Source organism: Brevibacillus porteri (assembly GCF_003013475.1).
Lineage (GTDB): Bacteria > Bacillota > Bacilli > Brevibacillales > Brevibacillaceae > Brevibacillus > Brevibacillus porteri.
Genome location: NZ_PXZO01000023.1, coordinates 1 through 25,485, shown reverse-complemented (window position 1 = coordinate 25,485; position 25,485 = coordinate 1). Strand labels below are relative to the sequence as shown.

28 protein-coding genes are annotated in these 25,485 nt (G+C 50.0%); all 28 read left to right on the top strand.

Going from position 1 to position 25,485, the window contains the following annotated elements; translation table 11 throughout:
- Positions 1–105: 105 nt before the first annotated feature.
- On the top strand, positions 106–1,134 hold the full coding sequence (coxB, locus tag C7R92_RS13770) for a cytochrome c oxidase subunit II (RefSeq protein WP_106834648.1): 1,029 nt from the start codon (positions 106–108) through the stop codon (positions 1,132–1,134).
- 71 nt (positions 1,135–1,205) lie between these two features.
- Positions 1,206–3,050: a cytochrome c oxidase subunit I gene (gene ctaD / locus C7R92_RS13765; RefSeq protein WP_017251583.1), complete on the top strand. Its 1,845-nt coding sequence runs from the start codon at positions 1,206–1,208 to the stop codon at positions 3,048–3,050.
- Positions 3,050–3,676 carry a cytochrome c oxidase subunit 3 gene (locus tag C7R92_RS13760; RefSeq protein ID WP_017251582.1) on the top strand — a complete coding sequence of 209 codons (627 nt, stop codon included), beginning with the start codon at positions 3,050–3,052 and terminating at the stop codon, positions 3,674–3,676. Before ctaD ends, C7R92_RS13760 begins: the two co-directional genes overlap by 1 nt.
- A gap of 3 nt (positions 3,677–3,679) precedes the next feature.
- A complete protein-coding gene (locus C7R92_RS13755; RefSeq protein WP_106834647.1) occupies positions 3,680–3,997 on the top strand; it encodes a cytochrome C oxidase subunit IV family protein in 318 nt (105 codons plus the stop codon).
- A 698-nt stretch (positions 3,998–4,695) separates the two neighbouring features.
- Positions 4,696–4,995 (top strand): EthD family reductase, encoded by a 300-nt coding sequence (locus C7R92_RS13750; protein ID WP_007723387.1) that lies wholly within the window; start codon positions 4,696–4,698, stop codon positions 4,993–4,995.
- A 2-nt stretch (positions 4,996–4,997) separates the two neighbouring features.
- Positions 4,998–5,459, top strand: a complete 462-nt coding sequence (locus tag C7R92_RS13745) for a PaaI family thioesterase (RefSeq protein ID WP_017251578.1) — start codon at positions 4,998–5,000, stop codon at positions 5,457–5,459.
- Between the two features lie 93 nt (positions 5,460–5,552).
- Entirely contained in the window at positions 5,553–5,954 is a 402-nt protein-coding gene (locus tag C7R92_RS13740) for a PaaI family thioesterase (RefSeq protein WP_016741459.1), read from the top strand.
- Complete coding sequence (locus tag C7R92_RS13735; protein WP_208636207.1) at positions 5,954–6,739, top strand: enoyl-CoA hydratase-related protein; 786 nt, start codon at positions 5,954–5,956, stop codon at positions 6,737–6,739. Before C7R92_RS13740 ends, C7R92_RS13735 begins: the two co-directional genes overlap by 1 nt.
- Positions 6,740–6,795: 56 nt before the next feature.
- Positions 6,796–8,124: a phenylacetate--CoA ligase PaaK gene (paaK, locus tag C7R92_RS13730; RefSeq protein ID WP_106834646.1), complete on the top strand. Its 1,329-nt coding sequence runs from the start codon at positions 6,796–6,798 to the stop codon at positions 8,122–8,124.
- Positions 8,125–8,157: 33 nt separating this feature from the next.
- On the top strand, positions 8,158–8,931 hold the full coding sequence (locus tag C7R92_RS13725) for an enoyl-CoA hydratase-related protein (protein WP_069849035.1): 774 nt from the start codon (positions 8,158–8,160) through the stop codon (positions 8,929–8,931).
- 9 nt (positions 8,932–8,940) lie between these two features.
- Entirely contained in the window at positions 8,941–9,720 is a 780-nt protein-coding gene (locus tag C7R92_RS13720) for an enoyl-CoA hydratase-related protein (protein ID WP_017251574.1), read from the top strand.
- Between the two features lie 22 nt (positions 9,721–9,742).
- Complete coding sequence (locus C7R92_RS13715) at positions 9,743–10,600, top strand: 3-hydroxyacyl-CoA dehydrogenase family protein (protein WP_069849031.1); 858 nt, start codon at positions 9,743–9,745, stop codon at positions 10,598–10,600.
- Positions 10,584–11,339, top strand: coding sequence for a 3-hydroxyacyl-CoA dehydrogenase family protein (locus C7R92_RS13710; RefSeq protein WP_069849028.1), 756 nt, complete (start codon positions 10,584–10,586; stop codon positions 11,337–11,339). The genes C7R92_RS13715 and C7R92_RS13710 overlap by 17 nt, the downstream gene beginning before the upstream one ends.
- The gene (locus C7R92_RS13705) at positions 11,336–12,535 is read left to right on the top strand and encodes a thiolase family protein (RefSeq protein WP_106834645.1); all 1,200 of its coding nucleotides are present in this window, start codon (positions 11,336–11,338) and stop codon (positions 12,533–12,535) included. Before C7R92_RS13710 ends, C7R92_RS13705 begins: the two co-directional genes overlap by 4 nt.
- 34 nt (positions 12,536–12,569) lie before the next feature.
- The gene (locus C7R92_RS13700) at positions 12,570–13,769 is read left to right on the top strand and encodes a thiolase family protein (RefSeq protein WP_106834644.1); all 1,200 of its coding nucleotides are present in this window, start codon (positions 12,570–12,572) and stop codon (positions 13,767–13,769) included.
- A 27-nt stretch (positions 13,770–13,796) separates the two neighbouring features.
- Positions 13,797–14,222 (top strand): thioesterase family protein, encoded by a 426-nt coding sequence (locus tag C7R92_RS13695; protein ID WP_106834643.1) that lies wholly within the window; start codon positions 13,797–13,799, stop codon positions 14,220–14,222.
- A gap of 169 nt (positions 14,223–14,391) precedes the next feature.
- Positions 14,392–15,219, top strand: a complete 828-nt coding sequence (paaX, locus tag C7R92_RS13690; RefSeq protein ID WP_069849018.1) for a phenylacetic acid degradation operon negative regulatory protein PaaX — start codon at positions 14,392–14,394, stop codon at positions 15,217–15,219.
- Positions 15,220–15,353: 134 nt separating this feature from the next.
- On the top strand, positions 15,354–16,232 hold the full coding sequence (locus C7R92_RS13685) for a branched-chain amino acid ABC transporter permease (protein ID WP_017251567.1): 879 nt from the start codon (positions 15,354–15,356) through the stop codon (positions 16,230–16,232).
- Complete coding sequence (locus C7R92_RS13680) at positions 16,229–17,260, top strand: branched-chain amino acid ABC transporter permease (RefSeq protein ID WP_238144536.1); 1,032 nt, start codon at positions 16,229–16,231, stop codon at positions 17,258–17,260. Before C7R92_RS13685 ends, C7R92_RS13680 begins: the two co-directional genes overlap by 4 nt.
- Positions 17,257–18,018: an ABC transporter ATP-binding protein gene (locus C7R92_RS13675; protein WP_106834642.1), complete on the top strand. Its 762-nt coding sequence runs from the start codon at positions 17,257–17,259 to the stop codon at positions 18,016–18,018. Before C7R92_RS13680 ends, C7R92_RS13675 begins: the two co-directional genes overlap by 4 nt.
- Positions 18,019–18,040: 22 nt before the next feature.
- Positions 18,041–18,784, top strand: a complete 744-nt coding sequence (locus tag C7R92_RS13670) for an ABC transporter ATP-binding protein (protein ID WP_017251564.1) — start codon at positions 18,041–18,043, stop codon at positions 18,782–18,784.
- A gap of 50 nt (positions 18,785–18,834) precedes the next feature.
- Positions 18,835–20,022 carry an ABC transporter substrate-binding protein gene (locus tag C7R92_RS13665; RefSeq protein WP_069849014.1) on the top strand — a complete coding sequence of 396 codons (1,188 nt, stop codon included), beginning with the start codon at positions 18,835–18,837 and terminating at the stop codon, positions 20,020–20,022.
- A gap of 84 nt (positions 20,023–20,106) precedes the next feature.
- The gene (locus C7R92_RS13660; RefSeq protein WP_106834641.1) at positions 20,107–20,934 is read left to right on the top strand and encodes a methyl-accepting chemotaxis protein; all 828 of its coding nucleotides are present in this window, start codon (positions 20,107–20,109) and stop codon (positions 20,932–20,934) included.
- Positions 20,935–21,049: 115 nt separating this feature from the next.
- The gene (gene paaA / locus C7R92_RS13655) at positions 21,050–22,018 is read left to right on the top strand and encodes a 1,2-phenylacetyl-CoA epoxidase subunit PaaA (RefSeq protein ID WP_106834640.1); all 969 of its coding nucleotides are present in this window, start codon (positions 21,050–21,052) and stop codon (positions 22,016–22,018) included.
- 10 nt (positions 22,019–22,028) lie between these two features.
- Positions 22,029–22,361 (top strand): 1,2-phenylacetyl-CoA epoxidase subunit PaaB, encoded by a 333-nt coding sequence (paaB, locus tag C7R92_RS13650; RefSeq protein ID WP_015893218.1) that lies wholly within the window; start codon positions 22,029–22,031, stop codon positions 22,359–22,361.
- A 17-nt stretch (positions 22,362–22,378) separates the two neighbouring features.
- The gene (paaC, locus tag C7R92_RS13645) at positions 22,379–23,212 is read left to right on the top strand and encodes a 1,2-phenylacetyl-CoA epoxidase subunit PaaC (RefSeq protein ID WP_106834639.1); all 834 of its coding nucleotides are present in this window, start codon (positions 22,379–22,381) and stop codon (positions 23,210–23,212) included.
- 16 nt (positions 23,213–23,228) lie between these two features.
- Positions 23,229–23,732: a 1,2-phenylacetyl-CoA epoxidase subunit PaaD gene (gene paaD / locus C7R92_RS13640; RefSeq protein ID WP_069849005.1), complete on the top strand. Its 504-nt coding sequence runs from the start codon at positions 23,229–23,231 to the stop codon at positions 23,730–23,732.
- Between the two features lie 24 nt (positions 23,733–23,756).
- Positions 23,757–25,199, top strand: coding sequence for an NAD-dependent succinate-semialdehyde dehydrogenase (locus C7R92_RS13635; protein WP_106834638.1), 1,443 nt, complete (start codon positions 23,757–23,759; stop codon positions 25,197–25,199).
- Positions 25,200–25,485: the final 286 nt, after the last annotated feature.

The window sequence follows — 25,485 nt, the reverse complement described above, 5'->3', positions numbered from 1 at the left end:
AAAGTATTGAATGCGATTTCTTCATTCAGATAGAAAAGTACGAAAACTTCTAGTTGTAGGCGTGGCTAGAACGTTACCAACACGAAGAAAGAGGGGTTCATTGGTATGAAGGGTTGGCAACAGTATTGGCGTCAGTTTTCCCTGTTTGCTCTGCTGGCGCTAGTGTTAACCGGGTGTGGCAAAGATGAGCTCTCAGCGCTCAAGCCCTCTGGTCCGGTAGCTGCGATGCAGTTTGACCTGATGAAGCTGTCCTCCGCTATCATGATCGGCGTCTTCATTGTCGTTATGACGATCTTTACGTACGTCCTTATCCGTTATCGTAAGCGTCCCGGACAGCAAGGTATTCCTAAGCAGGTCGAAGGAAATCATGCACTTGAAATTCTTTGGACGGTAATTCCTTTCTTGCTCCTGATCATCATGGCGATTCCAACTGTTACTACCGGATTCGCACTGCACAAGGAGTACCCGAAAGAGGAAGCAGTTCAAGTAAAGGTTACCGCTCACCAATTCTGGTGGGAATTCGAGTATCCTGATCTTGGCGTATCGACTGCACAAGACTTGGTATTACCAGTTGGCAAAAAGGTTCAATTCGTATTATCAGCGTCTGATGTTAAGCACGCATTCTGGATTCCTGCATTGGGCGGTAAAATCGATACGAACCCAGGGCAAGAAAACAAATTGTGGCTGCAAGCAGACAAAACAGGCATTTACTACGGTAAATGTGCGGAGCTCTGTGGAGCGTCCCATGCCTTGATGGACTTCAAGGTAGAAGTAAAGGAACAAGCAGATTTTGACACTTGGGTAGCTAACATGAAGGGCGTTCAGGCAAAAGAGCCTGTAACGGCAACTTCTCCACTGGCTGCAGAAGGTCAACAAATCTTCGATAAGAGCTGTTTGGGATGTCACGCTGTGGCAGGTAAAGGCGGTAAGATGGGTCCAAACCTGACTAACTTTGCAGATCGCGAACGTGTAGCAGGTATCAAAGCACATACGCCTCAAAACATTGCAGAGTGGCTGAAAGATCCGCAAAAAATGAAGCCGGGCAACAAAATGCCTAACCTCAATCTCGAAGAAAACCAAGTGAAAGCGCTTGTAGAGTACATGGAGACATTGAGCGTAAGCGAAAAAAAGTAAAGTAAAGCCTCATAAAACTTATTGCATTGACAATCGTCATAGGCAGTGACGCTTAAAAAGGAGGTAAACCCGTGTCTGCACATGCTTCTCATGCACCAAATCGCTCGGGGCTGTGGGATTATCTTACGACAGTGGACCATAAGAAAATTGCGATCCTGTATCTGATTGCAGGTGGAATTTTCTTCTTGGCCGGTGGTTTGGAAGCCCTGCTGATTCGTTTGCAGTTGATGTACCCAGAGATTCAATTGGTTGGTGCCAAGACGTTTAACGAATTAATTACGATGCACGGCACCACGATGATTTTCTTGGCAGTTATGCCGATCATTTTTGCTTTGATGAACGCGATTGTTCCCCTTCAAATTGGTGCACGCGACGTAGCATTCCCGTTTGTTAACGCACTCGGATTCTGGCTATTCTTCTTCGGGGGAGTGCTACTGAACACAAGCTGGTTCTTGGGTGGCGCACCTGATGCTGGTTGGACATCGTATACAACTTTGGCTTTGAATCAATACAGTGGAATCGGCGTAGACTTCTACGTACTCGGTTTGCAAATTGCCGGTCTCGGAACGCTGATTGGTGGTATTAACTTCTTGGTTACCATCATCAACATGCGTGCTCCAGGTATGACATTCATGCGTATGCCAATGTTCACCTGGTCGTCCTTTATTACATCCGGTTTGATCCTCTTCGCATTCCCTGCGATTACGGTTGGTTTGGTTCTGTTGATGTTTGACCGTTTGTTCGGCGGAAACTTTTTCAACCCTGACGCAGGTGGTAATGTTGTTATCTGGGAGCACTTGTTCTGGATCTTCGGTCACCCCGAAGTATACATTTTGATTCTCCCAGCATTCGGTATCATTTCTGAAGTGGTTTCTACATTCTCAAGAAAGCGTCTGTTTGGTTACAGCTCCATGGTATTTGCAACTGCGCTGATCGGTTTCTTGGGCTTCATGGTGTGGGCTCACCACATGTTCACAACAGGTTTGGGCGCAATTGCCAACACGCTGTTTGGACTTGCAACCATGTTGATTGCTGTTCCTACAGGTATCAAAATCTTTAACTGGCTGTTGACCATGTGGGGCGGTCAAATCCGCTTCCCTACCGCAAACCTGTTTGCAGTAGGATTTATCCCGACGTTCACAATCGGTGGTATGACAGGGGTTATGCTTGCGGTTCCGCCAGCTGACTACCAATATCATGACAGTTATTTCGTAGTTGCTCACTTCCACTACGTTATCGTAGGGGGGCTCGTATTCGGTCTCTTCGCTGGTCTTTACTACTGGTGGCCGAAAATGTTCGGTAAAATGCTGAACGAAACAATCGGTAAATGGAACTTCTGGACGTTCTTCATTGGTTTCCACCTTACCTTCTTCCCGCAACACTTCCTGGGTCTGATGGGGATGCCGCGCCGCGTCTTTACATACCTCAAAGATCAGAACTTGGATATGGGGAACTTTATCAGTACGATTGGTGCATTTGGTATGACGATCGGTACCATCCTATTCTTGATCAACGTAGTCGTTGCAGCGAAAAGCTCCAAACGCGCTCCTGCAGATCCATGGGATGGACGTTCACTCGAATGGGCGATTCCTTCGCCGCCACCAGAATACAACTTTGTTCAAACCCCTCTCGTTCGTGGTTTGGATGCGTTGTGGGTTGAGAAGATGGCTGGTAACAAAGGTATGACACCTGCAGAACCAATCGGTGACATTCACATGCCATCACCATCGTTCCTGCCATTCTTGATGTCTCTCGGTCTGTTCATTGCAGGTTATGGCTTTATCTACCACAACTACGTGGTCGTAGTTATTGGATTGCTCTTTACACTGGGCTGCATGTTTACCCGTTCTGTGAAAGACGATCCAGGTTATCACATTCATGAGGATGAACTCGACGAGAAAGGGGTAAAGGCTTAATGGCTAACCATCATGCACATGCAGTATTGCCTGACGAACCGGAAAAAGCCACCCTTGAAGGCAAGAATAAGGTTCTTGGCTTCTGGCTCTTCCTCGGTGGAGAGACAGTTCTCTTCGGTTCCTTGTTTGCAACATTTATCGCTCTTCGTGATCAGGCAAATGGTGGACCGACATCCCAATCATTGTTTGACATGAATCTCGTTGCCGTGGCAACACTTCTCTTGCTTACCAGCTCGATGACAAGTGTTATGGCTACGCTGGCTCTGCACAAGAAAGACCTGAAGAAGATTCAGCTTTGGCTGACCATCACTGTATTGCTCGGTCTCGGCTTCCTTGCTTTGGAGATTTACGAGTTTGTACACTATGTGAATGAAGGACTGAAAATGTCAACAAGTGCATTCTCATCTGCCTTCTACACCTTGGTTGGATTCCACGGAGCTCACGTAGCGTTCGGGATTAGCTGGATCATCCTTTTGCAAGTATCTGCGACGAAAAAGGGCCTGACGGTAGTAACTGCACCGAAGTTCTATCTGGCATGTCTGTACTGGCACTTTATCGACGTTGTATGGGTATTCATCTTTACCGTGGTATATCTCATGGGTATGATCGGTGGAAAGGTGGGATAATCTATGGGAGCACAAGCTCATAATGAAGAGGTACGCAAGCCGAAAGTCAAACACGAGGGTCCGAAAAGACACCTAGTTGCTTTCATCGGATCTCTCGTATTGACTGCACTGGCATTCATTGCAGTGGCGTATGAAGCAATTCCATCAGGTTTTACCGTACCATTCATCGTTGCTTTGGCCTTCGTTCAAGCGTTTTTCCAGCTGTATGTCTGGATGCACATGGATCAAAAAGGTCATGAGTTTGCACGTATCAGTATTTTTGCAGGGTTATTCGTAATCCTGTTGGCAATTTTCGTCTTTATTTTCTGGGTTTGGGTCTAGGAAGTGGAGCGAATAGAAGAGGACAGACATTGGGTCTGTCCTCTTTTTTGCGTTTTAAGGAGCTGTAGTGGAGGGGAAGAAGCGAATTTCCAGTCTACGCTTCGGCCTACGCCCTGCAAGGGGGTGGAACTGTCCGCTCCGGAATGAATGGCGGGAACGCTTCAAAAGTAGCAGTTTCGAAGAAGGGGTAGCAGAGGCTGAAGCTAAAACCATTCCCGCCATTCATCCCTCCGCTGGGTCGGGCTCCAGAGGCGCTTGGACTGGAAATTCGCTTCTTCCCACGGGGCTTTTATTAAATTCCGAGAAAGCTATTTCAACGAGGACTCCTTGAAATTCCCCAACAAATGTTTTGAATAATCGAAGGCAACCACAGCTGTACGAAAGTCCTGTCACATGTTTGGAAGGAGACCGCCCGAACGCAGAGAGGATATAGGCGACTGGAAAACATGTGGCAGGGCTTCCCCCGACCACAAAAGATGGAAGACACCTCATCGAAGCCTATTCTGTCAGCCTTTTCCCAGTCATAAACATAAAGAGAAGGGAGCGTGAAAACAGGCAGAGTTTTCTTGCTTTTTGAAAAATACTTGCACCTGTCACAAAGGCTTTATATAATAAAAATATTAACATGCGTTAAAATAACGTTATATGAATTAGTCGTCACACATTACAACTATAATCTGAGGAAAGCAGGGATCATGATGGTGAAATTGGTAGCGATTTATCGCAAGCCCGAAGATATCGATGCTTTTGACAAGCACTATTTCGAGGTACATGGCCCATTGGCAGAGAAAATGCCTGGCTTAATCAAAATGGAAGTGAGCAAAATCTATGGAACACCAATGGGAGAATCCGACCTGCATCTGATGGCAGAAATGTACTTTGAATCAAAAGAAGCCTTGATGGAAGCGTTGTCATCGCCTGAAGGTCGCGCAGCAGGAAAAGACCTCCGTGGTTTCGCTGGACCAATTGTGTCCATGCATTTTGCAGAAGTAGTTTAATCATGACCACGAAAAGATTGATAGACGAACAAGCGATCCATCAGAAGCATTACACAGAGATTTGTGAGAAGCTAAAGCAAGATCCATTTGCGCAATTTTTAGGCATCAAGCTGATTGAGCTGGGAGAAGGAACGGCGACTGCGGAAGTCACTGTTGCCGAGCATATGCTGAATGCACATGGCACCGCTCATGGCGCAATCATCTTCTCCCTGGCAGACTTTGTTTTTGCAGCGGCCTGTAATTCCTATGGCAAAACGTCTGTAGCACTGTCGATGAACATCGGATTTTTGGCTGCTGCCATGAAAGGGAATCGCTTGGTGGCAACCGCGACCGAAGAGAAGAAAAACAATCGAACAGCCTGGTACCGTATTCGCGTAGAAACGGAGCATGGATTGGTAGCGACACTGGATGCACTGGCTTACCGGAAAAGTGATTACTTCGTCGAAATCGACGAAAACGAATAACTGACAGCGAAAATAAAACGGAGAAAGGATGCCAAAAGCCACGTGCTTAGGCTCCTTTCACTGTTTCAAGACGATACGAGAAAGGGGGCAAAGATGTCAGTGGAGATCCGTAATCGATTCAATCACTACCTGGGCATAGAAGTTGTGCACCGAGATGAACAGGGCTGTAAGGTAGCACTGAAAATTCGCCCCGAGCTGTTCAATAGCATCGAAGGTGTCGTACACGGAGGTGTTACGGCGACACTAGCCGATGTGGCAATGGGGCATGGGGCAGCACCTCATGTGGATGGTGTACAGCAATGTGTGACGGTGGAGAGCAAGATTCAATACCTGCACCCAGCTCGCGGTGAGGTACTCGAGGCACAATCCCATGTATTGAAACAAGGAAAAAGCTTGATCGTGATGGAAGCACGCGTGACTTGTGATGGCAAGCTTGTGGCTTTTGCTACCGGAACGTATGCACGGGTTAACCCGCCTGCACAAGGAGGACGTTGATGATGGAAGAGAGCGTTCGATTTGAACGTGAAGGACATATAGGACTGATTACGCTGAATCGCCCAGATGAGTTGAATGCGCTGAACTACGATACATTGGAGCGCCTGGGAAACTTGATTGAGCAGGTACGTCTGGATGCAAAAGAGATTCGCGTGGTCATCGTGAAGGCAGAAGGGCGAGCATTTAGCGCAGGGGCAGATTTGAAGGAGCGCCGTACACTGACGGAACAGCAGGTACGCCGCAATGTCCGCAAAATCCGCGATGTATTTACTGCGTTGGAGAGGCTTCCGCAGCCGACGATTGCCATGATTAACGGATTTGCGTTTGGCGGGGGTTTTGAACTGGCGCTGGCCTGTGATTTCCGCTATGCCGTCGCAGATGCCAAAATGGGTCTGACAGAGGTGAGCTTGGGCATCATTCCTGGTGCGGGTGGTACGCAGCGGTTGTCTCGCTTAATCGGACCCTCCAAAGCAAAGGAGCTGATCCTGACTGCCAGGCGCATCCAAGCGCAGGAAGCGTATCAAATCGGTTTTGTAAATGCTGTTGCAAAAGATACAGAGGAGCTGCGTGAGCTGACAATGGGGCTGGCAGACGAGATTTTAGCAAATGCTCCGCTGGCTGTGTATCAGGCAAAATCAGCCATTGATCGCGGAAGCAGTGTCGATTTGCAGACAGGTCTAGATATCGAAACAATGTGTTATGAAGTGATTATTCCCACGACAGATCGTCTGGAAGCATTGGAAGCCTTTCGCGAAAAGCGAAAACCAGTTTTTAAGGGTGAGTAACATTTTCAAACAAGTACTCCTACCGAGTCATAACGCAAGGGGATGAGGGAAGCGACATGATCTTTAATACAGAAATGGAAACGCTACCAAGAGAGAAAATGACGGAACTGCAACTGGCACGCTTGAAAGAAACGGTCAAACGCGTATATGAGCGCGTCCCTTTCCACACAAAGGCGTTCAATGAAGCTGGTGTGAAACCAGAAGATATCCAATCGATCGAAGACATACAGAAGCTTCCATTTATGAAAAAGACAGATTTGCGAGAAAATTATCCATTCAATCTGTTTGCAGTCGAAATGAAGGAAGTAGCACGCATTCACGGTTCATCCGGGACAAAAGGAAAACCGACTGTTGTCGGCTACACCAAAAAAGACCTGGAGAATTGGGCGGAGATCGTGGCGCGCGCCATTTGCTGTGCGGGCGGAGAGCCGGGAGACATTTTCCATAACGCGTATGGCTACGGCCTTTTTACAGGCGGATTGGGTCTGCACAACGGCATCGAGCACATGGGCGCAGTTGCAGTGCCAGTATCCGGTGGCAATACCTCCCGTCAAATTACGTTGATCGAGGACTTCAAGCCACGTGGCATTGCAGCAACGCCATCCTATGTCCTCAACATCGTGGAAGAGATGAAAAAGCAAGGAATCGATCCGCGTGAGACGAGTGTCAAATACGGGATTTTTGGTGCAGAGCCGTGGTCGGAAGAAATGCGCGTACAACTGGAGCATGAGCTCGACATTAAAGCGGTGGACATTTACGGGCTGAGCGAAGTGATGGGGCCAGGTGTTTCCATTGAATGTCATGAAGGGCAGGATGGCCTGCATATCGCAGAAGACCATTTCTACGCAGAAATTATCGATCCAAGCACTGGAGAAGTGCTCCCATATGGACAAGAAGGCGAGCTCGTATTCACGTCACTGACGAAAGAAGCATTCCCGGTTGTGCGCTACCGTACGGGTGATATCGCTTCCCTCAATTCTGAGCCCTGTAAGTGCGGACGGACAACCATGCGTATGTCGCGCATCAAAGGGCGTGTAGATGACATGCTCATTATTCGCGGGGTCAATGTGTTCCCGACAGAGATCGAGTCCGTTTTGCTTACGTTCAACCAATTGGCTCCACACTACCAGGTCGTCATTGAACGCGATGGTGCCCTCGACCGTTTTGAGGTGCACTGCGAGCTGACACCAGCATATGCAAATGAGATCAGTGGAAATGACAGCTCTGCTCTCTCGCCATTGGTGAAAGAAATTTGCCATCAGATCAAAAATACGTTGGGCGTGTCCGTGGTGCTGCGGGTGCAACCGCCGAATTCTTTGACGCGCAGCGAAGGAAAAGCGATTCGTGTCGTGGATAACCGGAACAAATCACAGGCAGCTATTTAAACCAACTCCTGTAAAAAAAGGGTGTGACAGTTCATGGCCTATGAATATATTAGCGTAGCCAGTGAAGATGGTGTCGGTATCATTACATTGAATCGACCGAAGATTCTAAACGCACTGAATTTGCAGCTCGTCGACGAATTGGTTGAACAGATGGAGCAAATGGACCGCGACCCGGATATTCGGGTGATCATCCTGACTGGCAACGCGAGGGCGTTCGCAGCGGGTGCCGACATTAATGAAATGGCGGAAGCATCAGCCATCGACATCATGAAGCGCAATCAGTTCGCGGTTTGGGATCGCATCTCGCTTATCTCCAAGCCGATTATTGGTGCCGTCAGCGGCTTTGTGCTCGGTGGTGGCTGTGAATTAATGATGAACTGCGATATCGTGATCGCTTCGGAGACAGCCGTCATTGGTCAACCGGAAATCAAGCTTGGAGTCATGCCTGGGGCTGGTGGTACACAGCGTCTGACGCGTGTGGTAGGTGAGCGAAAAGCATTGGAGATGCTGCTCACAGGTGAACCGATTTCGGCCAAAGAAGCGTTGAAATACGGACTGGTCAATCGGGTAGTGCCAGTGGAGGCGTACTATCAGGAAGCGCTCAAGCTGGCGAAGCAAATCGCCCAGCAACCGCCGCTCGCGGTACAGGTAATCAAAAAAGCTGTGTACAAAGCTGGTGATCTTCCCCTTCAAGAGGGGATGGATTACGAGCGAAACAGCTTTTATCTTCTTTTGGCAAGCGAAGATCGAAAAGAAGGCATGCAAGCTTTTCTGGAGAAGCGCAAACCCCGTTTTACGGGAAATTAGGAGGCGGCCATGTACGAAACGATTCTTTATGAAGTGTCTGAAGGCGTAGCAGTAGTGACCTTGAACCGTCCGGACAAATTCAATGCGTTTACAGCCGTCATGAACAAGGAAATCACCGATGCATTGAAGCAAGCGCAGAAGGATGCGGATGTGCGCTGCATCGTTCTTACCGGAGCAGGGCGGGCGTTCAATGCCGGTCAGGATCTCAGTGACGTTTCTGGAGGGGGAGATGTGGATTACGGTGGTTTCTTGCGGGATCGCTATAATCCAATGATCCTTCAGTTTCAAAAAACAGAGAAGCCGATCATTGCAGCAGTAAACGGTGTAGCAGCAGGTGCAGGCATGAGTGTTGCGCTAGCGTGCGATATTCGCCTGGCATCGGAAAAGGCATCCTTCGTCAATGCTTTTGTCAACATCGGGCTCGTTCCTGATTCAGGAGGCTGCTATTTCTTGCCACGCATCGTCGGGATCGGCAAGGCGTTGGAGCTGGCGATGACAGGGGAAAAAGTATCTGCTGAGGAAGCAATGCGAATTGGATTGGTCAATCAGGTGTACCCTGCGGAGAGCTTCATAGAGGATGCGTTGGCGTATGCGCGCAAGCTGGCGTCACTGCCGACGAAGGGGATTGGTTTAATCAAGCGCACGATGTACAAAGGGCTTGAGATGGGGTTGGAAGAGACCTTGGAATATGAAGCTTTTGCACAAGAGGCGGCTGGCAGCACAGCGGATCATAAGGAAGGGGTCACCGCTTTCATGGAAAAGCGTGCGCCTCGTTTTACAGGCCGTTAGAGGCGAAGGGAGGCAAGCCCAAGTGAGTATAAAAACAGTAGGCGTCATCGGGGCGGGAACGATGGGAGCGGGGATCGCTCTCGTTTGTGCTCGCAAAGGACATCAGGTCATGCTGCTGGATGCAAATCAGGCGGTGCTGGACAAAGCGCTTGTCTATTTGGAATCGATCCTGACAAAAGACGTGGAGAAAAGCAAAATCAGTGAACAAGAAATGGCAGAGACGCTAGAGCTGGTCCATCTCGTATCGGAAATAGAGCAATTGGCAGACTGCGATATCGTCATCGAAGCGGTGCCAGAGCGTCTTGATTTGAAAAAAAGCATTTTCAGCCAGCTTTCTGTGATTTGCAGAGAGGATGCCCTTTTACTAACGAATACTTCCTCCATCTCGATTACGGAGATTGCAGGAGGGCTTTCGCATCCCGAGCGCATTCTCGGATTTCATTTTTTCAATCCGGCACCCGTCATGCCCTTGGTTGAGGTTATTCGCGGGAAAAAATCGAGTGAGGAAAATGTGGAGGTGGCGTATCGATTTGCGCAAGAGTTGGGCAAGGTGCCTGTCCTGGTGACGGACACCCCAGGCTTTATCGTCAATCGAATCGCGCGGCCTTACTATAATGAAGCATTGCGTATCATGGGCGATCATGTGGCGGGTGTGGAACAGATTGACCGCATTATGAAGCTGGCTGGCGGATTCAAAATGGGACCGTTTGAGTTGCAAGACATGATCGGCATCGACATCAATTTTGCCACCACCAAATCGATCTATACCGACTTCTTCCATGAAGGACGATTTAAGCCTAGCCGGATTCAGCAACAAATGGTTCAATCCGGCAGCTTGGGCAGAAAGACGGGGGAAGGCTTCTATGATTACAACCAATAAGGCTGTATTGCTCGTGGGCACAAGCCCGCTGTACGCAGAGTTGAATCATTTGATGGTGGAAAGAGGTTATCAGGTGCTTACGCTTGCAGAAGCGATGGCTGAACCTGAGCTGATTGAATTGGCTGTGGAAGTAAATAGCGTCGATTTGCAGGCGAAAAAGAGGCAGGTACGCGAGCTGGATGACCTATTGCCACCAAACGTACCGATTATCACGACTTCGCTCGCAATTACAGCGACGGAGGTAGCGTCATGGACACAGCATCCTGAACGTGTTTGCGGATTTGGAACGCTCGTGCCCTTGGTTGAACGGGAGCTGATCGAGATTGCCCCTGCCCTGCAAACGGAGCTGGATACGATTCAAGCAACGGAAGGCTTCTTTCAATCACTCGGGAAAGCAACGGAGACCGTAAATGACGAGGTAGGTCTCGTGTTCCCACGCATTTTAACACTCATTATCAACGAGGCTACCTTTACGCTGATGGAAAAAGCGGCAACCGCTACCGATATCGATATCGCGATGAAAAAAGGAACCAACTACCCATATGGCCCTCTCGAATGGGCAGATCGTATCGGGTTGGATGAGATTTTTGCGATATCGAGAGGCTTGCAGCGCGACCTGGCCGAGGAGCGTTATCGCACAGCGCCGCTATTACGCAAGCTGGTGCTGGCAGGGCGTGTCGGCGTACGCAGTGGGCAAGGCTTTTACACGTACGAAGAAAAAGTAGGTGTAGAGGCATGAGCTTGACTACCAAGAAGGTGTACATAGCAACAGCAGTACGTACACCAATCGGCAAGCTGGGCGGAAGTCTGAAGAACACCCCCATCGACGACCTGACAGCCATTGTCTTGAATGGAGCGCTTGCGAAGGCAGGACAATCCGGTGAGATTGTTGATGGGGTCATCATGGGTAACGTCATATCGGCAGGACCGTTTATTAACATTGCGCGCGTTGGTTTGTTGAAAGCAGGGCTTCCTGACACCATACCTGGACTGACTGTGAATCGGGTGTGTGCATCTGGGCTAGAGGCAGTCAATTTGGCTGCGCAGTCTATCCAGGCAGGACATAGTCAGGTCATGCTGGCAGGCGGTGTAGAGAATTTGACTCGTTCACCGTACATCATGGAAAAATTCGAGCAGCCGTATCAACGTGGGGGACAGATACTGATCGAGTCCTTTGGCGGACCTCGTTCTGCTCCTGTCTCGCTTTATGGCGATCTGACCATGGGAGATACAGCGGAAAACGTGGCGGAGCAATTTGGCATCAGTCGCGAGGATCAGGATCGTTTTGCAGCAGAGAGCCAGTCTCGGGCTATCAACGCAATAGAGGCAGGTCTGTTTCGCGATGAGATCATTCCCATCAAGTTAACTGGGAAAAAAGGGGAAGAAACGCTGTTTGATACGGATGAATTCCCAAGAAGGGATTCTAGTGTGGAGTCATTGTCCAAGTTGCGACCTGCCTTCCGAAAAGATGGTAGCGTCACAGCAGGCAACTCCTCCGGTATCAACGATGGCGCAGCGGCCTTGCTGCTGATGAATGAAGAAATGCTGCTAAAGACAGGCATCGCTCCTTTGGGGCGCATTGTTCATTTTGTTAGTGCTGGTGTTGATCCGCGCATTATGGGCATTGGTCCGGTCGCTGCGATTCGTAAGCTGCTCGCAGAAACGAACATGACCGTAGATCAAATTGATCTATTTGAGTTGAATGAAGCTTTTGCTTCCCAGTCACTCGCCTGCATGCGCGAACTGGGACTGGACCCTTTGAAAACGAATGTAAACGGTGGAGCAATCGCGTTGGGTCATCCACTCGGAATGAGCGGTGCCCGACTGGCAGGTACGATACTTTTCGAGCTGAGACGTCGCCAAAAGAAATACGGAATCGTTTCTTTGTGTATAGGCGGCGGTCAAGGATTGGCCACGTTAGTAGAAGCGCTATAGAAATAAAGCCCTCGTGCATGGGAGGAGTGGAAGAATGAGTACACCTGTCATCATAGATGCTGTGCGCACGCCAATCGGTCGTATTGGTGGTGCGTTGAAGGATGTGCGCCCGGATGACCTGGGCGCATTGGTGATTCAAAAGCTGCTGGAACGCAACTCCATCGATCCGAAGACGATTGATGATGTCATCATGGGTTGTGCCAATCAGGCTGGGGAAGATAACCGCAATGTCGCGCGTATGTCACTTCTGTTGGCGGGACTACCTGTCGAAGTGCCGGGAGTGACAGTGAACCGTCTGTGCGGTTCAGGTCTGGAGGCTGTGAACCAAAGCGCGAATGCAATCAAAGCCGGAGCAGGTCATGTCTATATCGCGGGCGGGACAGAGAGCATGACACGCTCTCCGCTGGTGATGATGAAGCCAGGCACGGCTTTTCAGCGCGGCAATCAGCAGTTGGTCGATACGACATTGGGCTGGCGATTGGTTAACGAAAAAATGAAAGAGATGTATCCGCCGATCAGCTTGGGGGAAACAGCGGAGAAGGTAGCGGAGCAATACGGCATTAGCCGTGAAACGCAGGATGAGTTTGCTTTGCGCAGTCAGCAAAATTACGCACGTGCCTTAGCAGAAGGAAAGTGGGATGCGGAGATCGTTCCCGTAGAACTGAAAGGGCGCAAAGGCGAGGTTACATTGTTTGAGAACGATGAACATGCACGTCCAGAGACGACCATCGAGCAGCTCCAAAAGCTGAAACCAGCATTCCAAGCAGATGGCAGCGTCACAGCAGGCAACTCCAGCGGTCTAAACGATGGAGCCTGCGCTCTGCTCATCATGGAACAGGAAGCGGCTCTTGCAGCCGGCTTGAAGCCTCGTGCAAGAATCGTTGCATCCGCAGTCGCAGGTGTCGATCCATCCGTGATGGGAATTGGACCTGTACCTGCTACGCGCAAAGTACTGAAGCAGGCAGGCTTGTCGCTTACGCAGATGGATCTGTTCGAATTCAACGAGGCTTTTGCGGCGCAGGCAGTAGCGAGCGTACGTGAGCTGGGGGTCAACCCTGATCTGGTCAACGTAAATGGCGGAGCAATTGCTTTGGGCCATCCTCTCGGGTGTAGCGGAGCGCGCATCCTTACTACTCTTCTGAATGAAATGGAGCGTCGTGATGCTCGTTACGGGCTGGCTGCGATGTGCATTGGAGTTGGACAGGGAATTGCGACGATTATCGAACGTGTGTAGCTTGGGTAGATAGGGAGGCAGGTACTCTTGATAGATAGACTGCAGCCAGGTACGACGGAAGAATTTACTGTGACAGTGACAAAGGACATGCTGCCTGTTTTTGAAGGCCAAGTCGTGCATCCCGTGATGTCGACAGTCAGCATGATTTATTACATGGAATGGGCGGGAAGACGCGTCATTTTACCGTACCTGGAAGCTGATGAAGAGGGCTCGGGATTTGCTGTAGACATCAAGCATGTCGGCCCAGCAGTGATTGGTCAAGCGGTCACATTCCGGGCTACCTGCGTGCAGGTCACCGAAAAACGCGTAGTGTGCGAGGTTACGGCGGACACTACGCGTAATCGTGTAGGACTCGGTACGTTCGTCCAAGCCATCTTCAAAAAGGACGAAATCAAGCGCCGATTTGAGGCCTTGCAAGCAGAGATCAACCAGGAAGTAAATGGGAAATCATAAATATGACAGAATAAATTGACTCTTTTAAAATGTTTTACTATAATTACGTTTAAATTACGTTATATGATTTTATCGTCATATACTCTCGATCGATTCACGCACTTCCTACAGAATATGGTACAATTTCACACAGCATATAGGTATGAATCGATTTGGGGGTAGAAGAAACGTGAAGCCACAATCCATGCTTTTTACAATTTACGGGGAATACGTCCGCCATTATGGAAGCGAAATCTGGATTGGTAGTCTGACCAAGCTGATGGGGGAATTCGGACTGTCGGAGCCGGCTGTTCGTGCAGCAATCTCCCGGATGCTTCGCCAAGGCTGGCTGGAATCGCGAAAAGTAGGGAACCGCAGCTTCTACTCGGTATCCGAGCGCGGTAAAAAGCGGCTGGAAGAAGCAGCGGCACGTATTTATAAGGTCGAGACAGATGTGTGGGACGGCAAGTGGTGCATTGCCAGCTACAACATCCCAGAGGAGCGTCGAGCGCTGCGTGATCAACTGCGCAAGGAGCTGGGCTGGATGGGCTTCGGGATGCTGACGACCAGCACATGGATCAGCCCGAATAACCTCAGTGATCGCGTGAAGGACCTGACGGAAGCACACGAGATTACAGAGTATGTCGAGATTTTTACATCAGAGCATATGGGCTGGAGCGATCCGAAGCAGCTCGTGCAGAAATGCTGGGATATCGATGAAATCAATGAAAAATACAAGGCCTTCATCGATGCCTACCGAGAAGAATACGAGCAGCTTTCAGCAAAACTTAGCAATGGGGAAGAGGTTCCAGATAGCCATTGCTTCGTGGAAAAGACAAAGCTCGTCCACCAATACCGCAAGTTCTTGTTCATCGATCCTGATTTGCCGCAGGAATTGTTGCCAGAGCTGTGGTTGGGCAAAGAGGCGGATCAGTTGTTCCAAAATTACTACCAGTTATTGAATCCAGGGGCAGTACGATTCTTCGAGACCGTGTATGAAGCTGCGCCATCCGCATAGGCGATAGCTGCGAAGGAAAGGCCCTAGCACGTCTAGGGTCTTTTTCATTCAATTTATTTTCCATTATTTAAAATGTAAGCGTTTTACTTGGGTGTAGTTTAGTGGACTCGAAACAAAGGGGGTACAGCACGAATATGACGGAATTGCTACAGTACGTTGCAAACGGCCTCGTCAGTGGCGGGATTTACGCGATCGTAGCGGTTGGTTTCATCACGATTTACAACGTAAGCAAGGTCATTAATCTGGCACAGGGTGAATTTTTGATGCTGGGCGGAATGGTCACAGTTGCCTTAATTGGCATGAATCTTCCATATGGGTTGGCGGCATTGCTCGCGATCCTCCTGGTCACCTTGATCGGTGTTTTGATGCAGAAATACGTAATCGCTTACGTCAAAAAGGCTAATCCAATTAGTTTGATTATTTTGACGATAGGGATTTCGACACTCATTCGCGGCATTGCCAGCTTTATTTGGGGAAAAGATGCGTTTGCACTCGAACCGATTACGAGCAATGAGCCGATCTCGATCGGCGGCGTGATGATCGCGCAACAAAGTATCTGGATTTTGGCTGCTGTTCTTATCATTCTTTTTCTACTTTGGTACTTGATGGACAAGACGATTCTCGGCAAAAAAATTAACGCCTGTTCGGTCAACCCAATGGCAGCTCGCTTGATGGGGATCAGCCCGACAAAGATGAGTATGCTGGCCTTTGCCATCAGTGGAGCGACAGGAGCGATAGCAGGAATCGTGATCGCGCCGCTTTCCGTAACCTCCTACGATATAGGCGTGCTGCTCGGAATCAAAGGCTTTTCCGCAGCCATTCTAGGCGGACTGGGGAATCCATTGGGTGCAGCCGTAGCCGCCTTTTTACTCGGGATCGTCGAGTCGCTAGGAGCTGGTTACATCAGCTCGGGTATGAAAGACGCGATCGCCTTTCTGGTGTTGATCGGCATGCTGTTGATTAAGCCATCCGGCATCTTTGGAGAACGTAGCGTTGGAAAAGGAGGGCTATGATGAAGCAGATCATCGATAAGTGGGGCAAAAGCATAGGAATCTACCTGTTTTTGATGATTCTTTTCCCATTCGTTATGCCAGATGAATACTATCGATCTGTCGGAATTATTATCGGTCTTCAAGCAATCGTAACCATCGGGCTATGCCTCGTGATGGGGCTGGCTGGACAAATTTCGCTGGGGCAAGCCTCGTTTTGGGGGATAGGCGCCTATACGTCGGCTGTATTGACGACGAAGTACGGTCTGCCGCCATTTGTCGGTCTCATCGCCGCTGCGGTTGTTCCAGGGTTATTCGCCTTTATCCTCGGGCGAGCGATAGCGGGGCTGCAAGGCTACTACCTCGCGATGGCAACTCTCGCATTTGGCTACATCGTCCAGATCGGGATTACGGAATGGGAGTCGGTCACAGGGGGAGCAAACGGGATGATCAGCATTCCGCAGATGACTTTCTTCGGTGGAAGCGAGCTATCCATGTACTTTCTGATTTGGGGAGTCGTCACCTGTGTGCTGCTCTTCTCACTTAATCTCTTGAATTCACGCGTCGGCAGAGCGTTTCGGGCGATTCACAAAAGTGAAATTGCCGCGACCTCGATGGGAATTGATGTCCGCAAGTTCAAGCTGAATGCCTTTGTAGTAAGCGGCATGTTCGCTGGTATTTCCGGCGGCTTGTATGCCCATTACATGGGAATTCTTGATCCGCAGCCGTTCGGACTGCACGAGTCGATCAAGTTTCTGACGATGGTCGTCATCGGCGGGATGACAAGCATCTGGGGCGCTTTGATCGGGACCATCCTGATTGGCTTTATCAGTGAAGGGCTGATCCTCTTGGGTGAAGTGGTGCCGGGCTTGCAGGGGGATGTGGATACGATTGTGTTCGGTGCGATTCTCGTGCTGATCATTATGTTCATGCCAGAAGGATTGGTTCCGCGCATCCGGGCTGCTTTCGAAAAAGGGCAGGCGAAAAAGGCGAAGGCCATGGCTGACGACGCACAACGAAAGCAGCAGGTGGAAAGGAAGGCTGCAACATGACAACACTTTTGGATGTGCAAAAGCTCTCTCGTGATTTTGGCGGCGTGCGAGCAGTGAATCAAGTAGATTTTCAGGTGCGAGAAGGAGAGATCCTCGCGCTGATCGGTCCGAATGGTGCTGGAAAAAGCACGGTGCTCAACATGGTGTCGGGTGTGATCCCGCCTTCGGAAGGAGAGATTCGCTTCAGCAACCAGCCGTTGACACGTGTGCAAGGCTACGAATATGCCGGATTGGGCATCACCCGAACCTTTCAAAACCTCCAAACCTTTGACGATATGACCGTCTTGGAAAACGTGATGGTCGGCATGCATACCCAGACAAGCGCGAGTCTCTTTTCCTGCGGCATGAATCTGGCAAAGTCCCGCAAGGAAGAGAAGATGATGCAGGAGCAAGCACAGACGTGGATAGAGAATGTTGGCTTGGCAGAGGAAGCGTCCTTGCTGGCTGGGAGCTTGCCATACGGGAAACTGCGGCTGATGGAGATTGCCCGCGCAATGGTAGCCAAGCCACGGCTGCTCTTGTTGGATGAGCCTGCTGCGGGTCTGAATCATACCGAGACGGCGGAGATGAGCCGCATGTTTTGCGAGATTCGCGACAACGGAACGGCTATTTTACTAGTGGAGCATGACATGGATATGATCATGATGATTGCAGATCGCATCGTTGTATTGGATCAAGGATCAAAAATCGCAGAAGGAACCCCGCGTGAGATTCAGGAGAACCCGCGAGTGATTGCGGCGTATCTGGGTGCAGAATGAAGCGCGAAAGAGGTGGACAAACATGGGGAAGGCAGTCCTTACAGTAGACAACATCACGGCTCGCTACGGTCCAGTGGAAGTGTTGCACGGGATTACTTTACAAGTGAACGAAGGCGAGATCGTCTCTCTGTTAGGTGCAAATGGGGCAGGTAAAACGACGCTTTTGAACTGTATTTGCGGTCTGCACGGCGACAAGGAAGGCAAGATTTGGTTTCGTGACGCGGACATTACGCGTGTTCCTGCGGAGCTGGTAGTACCGCGGGGCATGGCGCATGTACCGGAGCGCAGACAAATTTTTTCGACGCTGACCGTAGAGGACAATTTGTGGCTGGGTGCTTCGCATCGGATGCCCAAGACGAGCAAAAAGGAAATTGCCAAAGAAATGGAGACGGTGTATGAACGTTTTCCCATTTTGGCAGAGCGGAAATGGCAGCTCGGGGGAACGCTTTCCGGGGGGCAACAGCAGATGCTCGCCATTGGCAGAGCGCTCTTGTCTCGACCGCAGCTTCTCTTGTTGGACGAGCCTTCGCTAGGATTGGCTCCATTGATTGCCAAAGAAATCCTGACGATTGTGCAGGAGATTCGCTCGGAGTGGGGCACCACGGTGCTGTTGGTCGAGCAAAATGCTCGCGCAGCGCTCGCTATTTCCGACCGGGCTTACGTACTCAGTACAGGAACCGTCATGCTGGAAGGGAAGGCAGACGAGATTAGCAATGACCCGCGTGTGCAATCTGCTTATTTGGGAAGCTCCCACGAGGCAGTGTAGCCAATAGCAGTTTGACTAAGATAGACACATACATTTGAGGGGGTACACCCATGAAAAAACGAACATTCAAAAAATGGCTATTTCCAGCAGCAGTCGCTTCGCTCGTTTTCTTGAGTGCCTGTGGAGGCGGCGCTACGCCAGCGGCAGAGTCGGGCACTGGTGGCGCCAGCAAGGACCCGATCAAGGTCGGCGCTATTTTCTCGCTGACTGGTCCGAACAGTCCGCTCGGCGTACCAGAGAAGCAAGCGGTAGAGTTGTTGGTAAAAGAAATCAACGGCGCTGGCGGAGTAGAGGGTCGACCGTTGGAAGTCATTTTTGAAGACGACAAGTCTGACAATACGGAAGCAGTAAAAGCAATCAAAAAGCTCGCTTCGAAAGAAAAGGTCGTAGCTGTACTCGGTTCCTCGGGCAGTGGTCCGTCTCTCGGGATGGCTGAGTATGCCGCAGCAGAAAAGCTCCCGCTGATCTCGATGGCAGCGGCAGACCAAATCACCAATCCAGTTCGTGCAGGCATCTACAAAACGCCGCACACGGACGTACACGGAACGAAGCGCATCTTCAAATATTTGAAGGAAAAAGGCATTACGAAAATTGCTACGCTCAATGACAGCAATCCATATGGAAGTGGCTGGACCACGCAATTGCAAAAATATGCGCCTGAATACGGCATCACGATTGTAGCCGAAGAAAAGTACGGCACAAAAGATCCGTCCATGAGCTCCCAATTGACCAAGATCAAAGGGACTGATGCGCAGGCACTGATTGTGGCAGGTACGAATCCTGGACCCGCTACGATTGTGAAGGAAGCCAAGCAACTGAACCTCACTATTCCGATCATTAGCAGCCATGGCTCTGCGAATAGCAAATTCCTCGAACTGATTGGAGACGCAGGTGAGGGTGTCCTGATGGTAGCTGGAAAACTGCTCATTCCTGAACAAGTAGCGGCAGACGATCCGCAATCTGCCATCATCAAAAAATTCGTGGATGGTTATCAAGCTGCCTACAATACACAGCCAGACGGCTTCGCGGGATACGGATACGACGGCTTGAATCTGCTCGTGGAGGGCTTGAAGCAAGCTGGCGGCGACACCTCTAAACTGGGCGAAGTATTGGAAAAGGCGAAATACGTAGGGGTAACCGGAGAATTCAAGTTCACGGCTGATGATCATAACGGTCTGACAGAAGACAGCATGATCATGGTTGAAGTGAAGGATGGAAAATTCCAGCTCGTTAAATAAGAGAAAGAAGTTAGTTCCCTCCGCGTCGTGAAGAAGAATGCGGGGGGAATCGTTGTTTTCATCACAAGGGTAGGAGGATCATGCATGTCTCAATTGCTGAATAGCGTCTTAATGGTCGCACCGATTTTACAAAAGGCGTTTTTGTCTGAATGTATGGTAGGAGTCACCGACAAAGAGAAGTTTCTCGCCTATTATCCGGCACAGGGCTTGAACCTGGGGATTCGAGTAGGAGACGAATTGCGCCCGGGGAGTATCAATGCGACGGCGGTAAAAGAGGGCAAGCGGGTCGTGAAGAAGATTTCCAAAGAGCTCTACGGCATTCCTTATATCGCAGTCGGTTATCCGCTTGTCGAAAACGGGCGTGTAGTTGGTTGCTTGGCGACAGGCGTGACGACCGATCAAGAGGATCGTTTGCACGGTTTGGCTCAAAACTTGACGGACGCGCTGGAAAATATCGCACAGCATACAGAAAGTCTGGCAAAGGACGCGGACAATTTGGCACAAGCTAGCCACACGCTGAGTGATGCAGCTGGTCAATTAGGGCTGAAAATTGCAGAAACGACCCAAATCAACGAATTGATCCGCAATATCTCGACGCGCTCCAATGTACTCGGCTTGAATGCCGTCCTCGAAGCGGCACGGGCAGGTGCTGCTGGTCGCGGCTTTTCCGTGGTCGCAGAGGAAATTCGTCAGCTTTCCCAGACGACCGCTACTTCAGCGAAAGGTATTTTCCAGCTATTAGATGAAATGAATGCACTCGTCGGGACAGTAACGGGCGAAATGGAGAAGACGATGAATCACAGCGAGCAGCAGTCAACGCGAATACAGGAGCTGGATGCAGTCATGCAGGAGCTGCGGCAAATGGCCGAGCAATTGAAAAAGGCAGCAGAAATAACTGGGCGCGGAGAATAGTAGAGTCTCAATGTAAGCGTATTGCAAAAACGTATGACGTTATGTTATTATTGCGTTATAAAAACGTATTATAATTTTAACATAATGCATATCTGATAAAAGGAGGGCGTTCTCCATGCAAATGAGGCTCGAACATGCCGATCTGACTGAAAACGAAAAGTTGGAAGCGTTTTTAGCGAGAATCGAACGCGGGGAAAAAATAGAGGCAGACGATTGGATGCCAGACGACTATCGCAACCAGTTGATCAAGCTGATTTCGATGCATGGCATCAGTGAGATCATGGGTGCCTTGCCGGAAAAAGAATGGGTACCGAAGGCGCCGACACTGCGCAGAAAGCTGGCAATTATGGCGAAGGTCCAGGACGAGATGGGGCATGGTCAATTGCTGCTTCGCGTCGCAGAAGACTTGCTTGAGCCATTGGGCAAGACGCGCGAGGATATCCTGAATGATTTGTTTACAAAAAGACTGAAATTTCACAATGTATTCCACATGGAGGCGCCTACTTGGGCTGATGCTGGTGTGATTGGCTGGCTGGTTGACGGCGCGGCTATCATTACGCAATCGATGTCCCTCGATACATCTTATGCACCTTACGCCCGTGCTCTGCATCGGATCTGTGCGGAAGAAAAGTTCCACGCCCAACACGGGGAGAGCATCGTCTTGGAGTTGGCAGAAGGCACCGATGAACAGCGCCAAATGCTGCAAGATGCTATCCATCGTTGGTGGCCAGCGCTCTTGATGTTTTTCGGACCGCCGGAAAACGGCAACATTACGAGCAATCAGGAATCCAACATGCGCTACAAGATTCGTACACAGACGAATGAAGAATTGCGCCAAGTATTCCTGAAAAAGTATTTGCCGCGTATTTTTCACCTTGGCTTCACAGTTCCAGACGATACGATTTACTTCGACGAGGCAGAAGACAAATGGGTCTACCAACAGCCTGACTGGGAAGAGTTCAAGCAAATCGTCAAGGGGAACGGACCACGCTCCGCTCACCGTCTGAATCTTCGGGTAATGTCTTATGAAGAAACCAAATGGGTGCGTGACGCGATCATGTCGTACGGCCGACAAGTAGGGTAGGTGAATGTGGATGAGCAACGAAAACTTTTTCATATATGAAGTATTCAGCCAAAAAAGCGTAAATGCTCCGTTCGTCCAACAGTTCAGTTTGTTGGCACCCAATAAAGAAGTCGCATTGAGCATGGCGAGGGAAAATTTCTTGCGCCGCGAGCCTTGTTTTAATTTGTGGGTAGTCAAGCGCGACGACATTTTTGGACTACCGCCAGAGGAGCGTCCTTTCCTGGAAAGACTCGACAACAAGAGTTATCGGGAGACCAAAGGATACGGCGACTTGCAGTCGAGATGGCGTCACCATCGCGAGCAGTACGAAGAAAAACAGAAGCATGCAGGCAACGGCAGTTAAGCAGGAGGGATACAATCATGGGCGACATTTTACATGTAGAAACAGTGGAAGTAGCAAAACAAAACCCGGCATTCGCAAAAGCCTTAACCGACCTGTTGTTCCAGCTTGCTGATGACGATTTTATATTGGCTTATCGTGGATCGGAATGGCTTGGGCTTGCTCCGCATATTGAAGAAGATGTGGCCTTTTCTTCGATGTCCCAGGACATGATGGGCCATGCCGTGATGTTTTATGAAATGCTGGAGCAACTAGGAGTAGGAAAAGCAGACGATCTCGCACAGCTGCGCGAGGTGAAGGCGTTTTCCAATGCGATCTTGGTAGAGCGTAAAAACGGCGACGGCGAATACAACGATCATCCTCATTACGATTGGGCTTATGCGATTGTTCGCAGCTATGTGTACGGCTTATACAAGCAGGTTCGCTTGGAGGCACTTGCGCAGTCGTCATACGCACCACTCGCGCTGGTTAGTCGCAAAATGATGACAGAGCATCGCTATCATCTGATGCACTGGCAAGTTTGGCTGAAGCAACTGGCGAACAGTACGCCTGATGCGCGTCAGAGGCTGGAGGCAGCCATTGCAAAAGTTTGGAAGGATGCCGGGGAGCTGCCTCATCTTGGACCAAATCAGGTCGATATCGTTCAATTTGGCCTGATTGCAGAAGAAGAGCAACTGAAACAAAAATGGCTGACACTGACCAAAGACATTTTCGAAAAAGCAGGACTCGAATGGCAGGGTGAGCCAGGAGTTCCACAAGAGCGCGGTCGTCACGGTGAACATACTGCTGATCTGGTGCAAGCTTTGGCTACCTTGTCTGAAGTGTATCGCATTGATCCGGCTGCAGGCTGGTAAAAGGAGTGATTCTCTCATGGCGCAAGAAGAATTGCAACTGCATGAAGGGCTTGAAGCGACATGCTGGGAACTGCTGCAGCAAGTAACAGATCCCGAAATTCCGGTGATCAGCATGGTAGAGATGGGGATGATTCACAAAGTGCGCGTCGAGGCAGACGTCGTACACGTCGAGGTGCTCCCTACCTTTGTCGGCTGTCCGGCACTCGAGATCATGAAGAAGAACATCACAGAAAAGCTGGTGGAGGTAGAAGGAATCAATCAGGTTCAGGTAGCGTTTGTCTATGATCCAGCCTGGACATCTGATCGTATCGCCTTGGATGCTCGTGATAAGCTGAAAAGCTTTGGCATCGCGCCGCCACCGCTTGACTTCAAACAGGGAGATACATGGGAAGTGGCATGTCCCTACTGTGATTCCCCGTATACAAAAATGGAAAATTTGTTTGGCCCTGCTGCTTGTCGAAGTATTTTGTATTGCCGGCACTGCAAAAATCCGTTTGAGGCCCTAAAACCAATCTATTGAGAGAGATTGAGAGGAGCGAATGTCATGGGAGAGTACAAGCAAATGTTTATTAATGGAGAATGGGTGACTGCCGAGAGTGGCGAGTCCATTCAGATTACGAATCCTGCTACAGGCGAAACGGTTGGAACAGTAACCTTCGGCGATGGTCGTGATGCCAACAAGGCCATCGACGCTGCTCATCAGGCATTTGCAAGCTGGTCTCGACTGACTGCTCGCGAGCGCGCCAAATATTTGTACAACTTGTCCGAGCTGGTGAAAAACAATCGGGATGAACTAGCGGGCATCATTTCTGCTGAAATGGGCAAGCCTTTGGGCGAGGCAAAAGGCGAAGTGCTGGGTGCCGCTGATAACTTTGTCTGGTACGCAGAAGAAGCCAAGCGTGTCAACGGAGAAACGATCCCATCCTCCGTTGCAAACAAGCGCATCATGGTGCTGCGTCAGCCTGTAGGAGTGGTAGGGGCGATTACCCCGTGGAACTTCCCGGTGAACATGGTTGCACGCAAGATCGCTCCGGCATTGGCTGCGGGCTGCACGGTGGTTTTAAAGCCAGCAGAAAGCACGCCGCTGTCTGCGATTCGTATGTTTGAGCTGATTGAGCAGGCTGGTTTTCCAAAAGGCGTCGTAAACCTCGTCATTGGAAATCCTGAATCGATTGGGAAAGAGTTCGTCGACAATCCGAAGCTTTCCAAAATCGGATTTACAGGCTCCACTCGTGTCGGCAAGCTGCTGATGGAGGGCGCGGCGAAGCAAGTGAAGCGCGTCAGCATGGAGCTTGGTGGTCACGCACCGTTCATCGTATTCCCGGATGCCGATCTGGATGCAGCCGTAAAAGGTCTGTTTGAGAGCAAATTCCGCAACTCCGGTCAAATGTGCATTTGCACGAACCGCCTGTACGTCCACGAGGATGTCGCAGATGCGTTCACAGAAAAACTGATAGAGCGTCTGAAGCGTGCGAAGGTAGGAGATGGTCGCCAGAAAGAGACAGAGATCGGTCCACTGGTGAACGAGCGTGCCTTGAACAAGGTGCTCGAGCATATCGAGGACGCCAAGGACAAAGGCGGGCAAGTGGTATACGGCGGAAATCGTTTGCTTGAAGGTGATTATGCGAAGGGCTTCTATTGCGAACCGACCTTGATTGCTGGCGTTACAACGGATATGAAAATCTCCTTTGAGGAAACGTTCGGTCCAGTCGTTCCACTCGTGCGTTTTACAGAGGAAGCGGATGTTGTACAGATGGCAAACGACACACGTTACGGCTTGGCTGCTTATGTGTACACCCGCGATAATCAGCGTTGCTTCCGTATGGCTGAGCTCCTCGAATACGGAATCGTAGGGATCAATGATGGTTCTCCTACGCAGACGCAAGCGCCGTTTGGCGGATTCAAGGAAAGCGGAATCGGCCGTGAAGGTGGCCGATACGGAATGGATGAGTATTTGGAAACCAAGTTCGTTTCCTTTGGACTGTAAGATAATGAAGAGAAGAAGAGTTCAGACAAGATCTGGACTCTTTTTTATTTTCATATAGGAAAGATTTTAAAAGGTACCGATGAACAAACAAAGCTGGTGAGAAGAAAAAGCACAGGGCTCGTAGACCTTGACACCGCGAACCCAGTCGGAACTTCAAAAAGGGGACCCGCTTGTCGAACACTTCTTCCCTGAGAATCTTCCGCCCGTAGGGTGGCTTTGGCTCGACGGTCCCTTTTTTTAGTGGAGACGGCCAGTGAATCCCCCATGCTGGCGTGTCAGAGTCGAA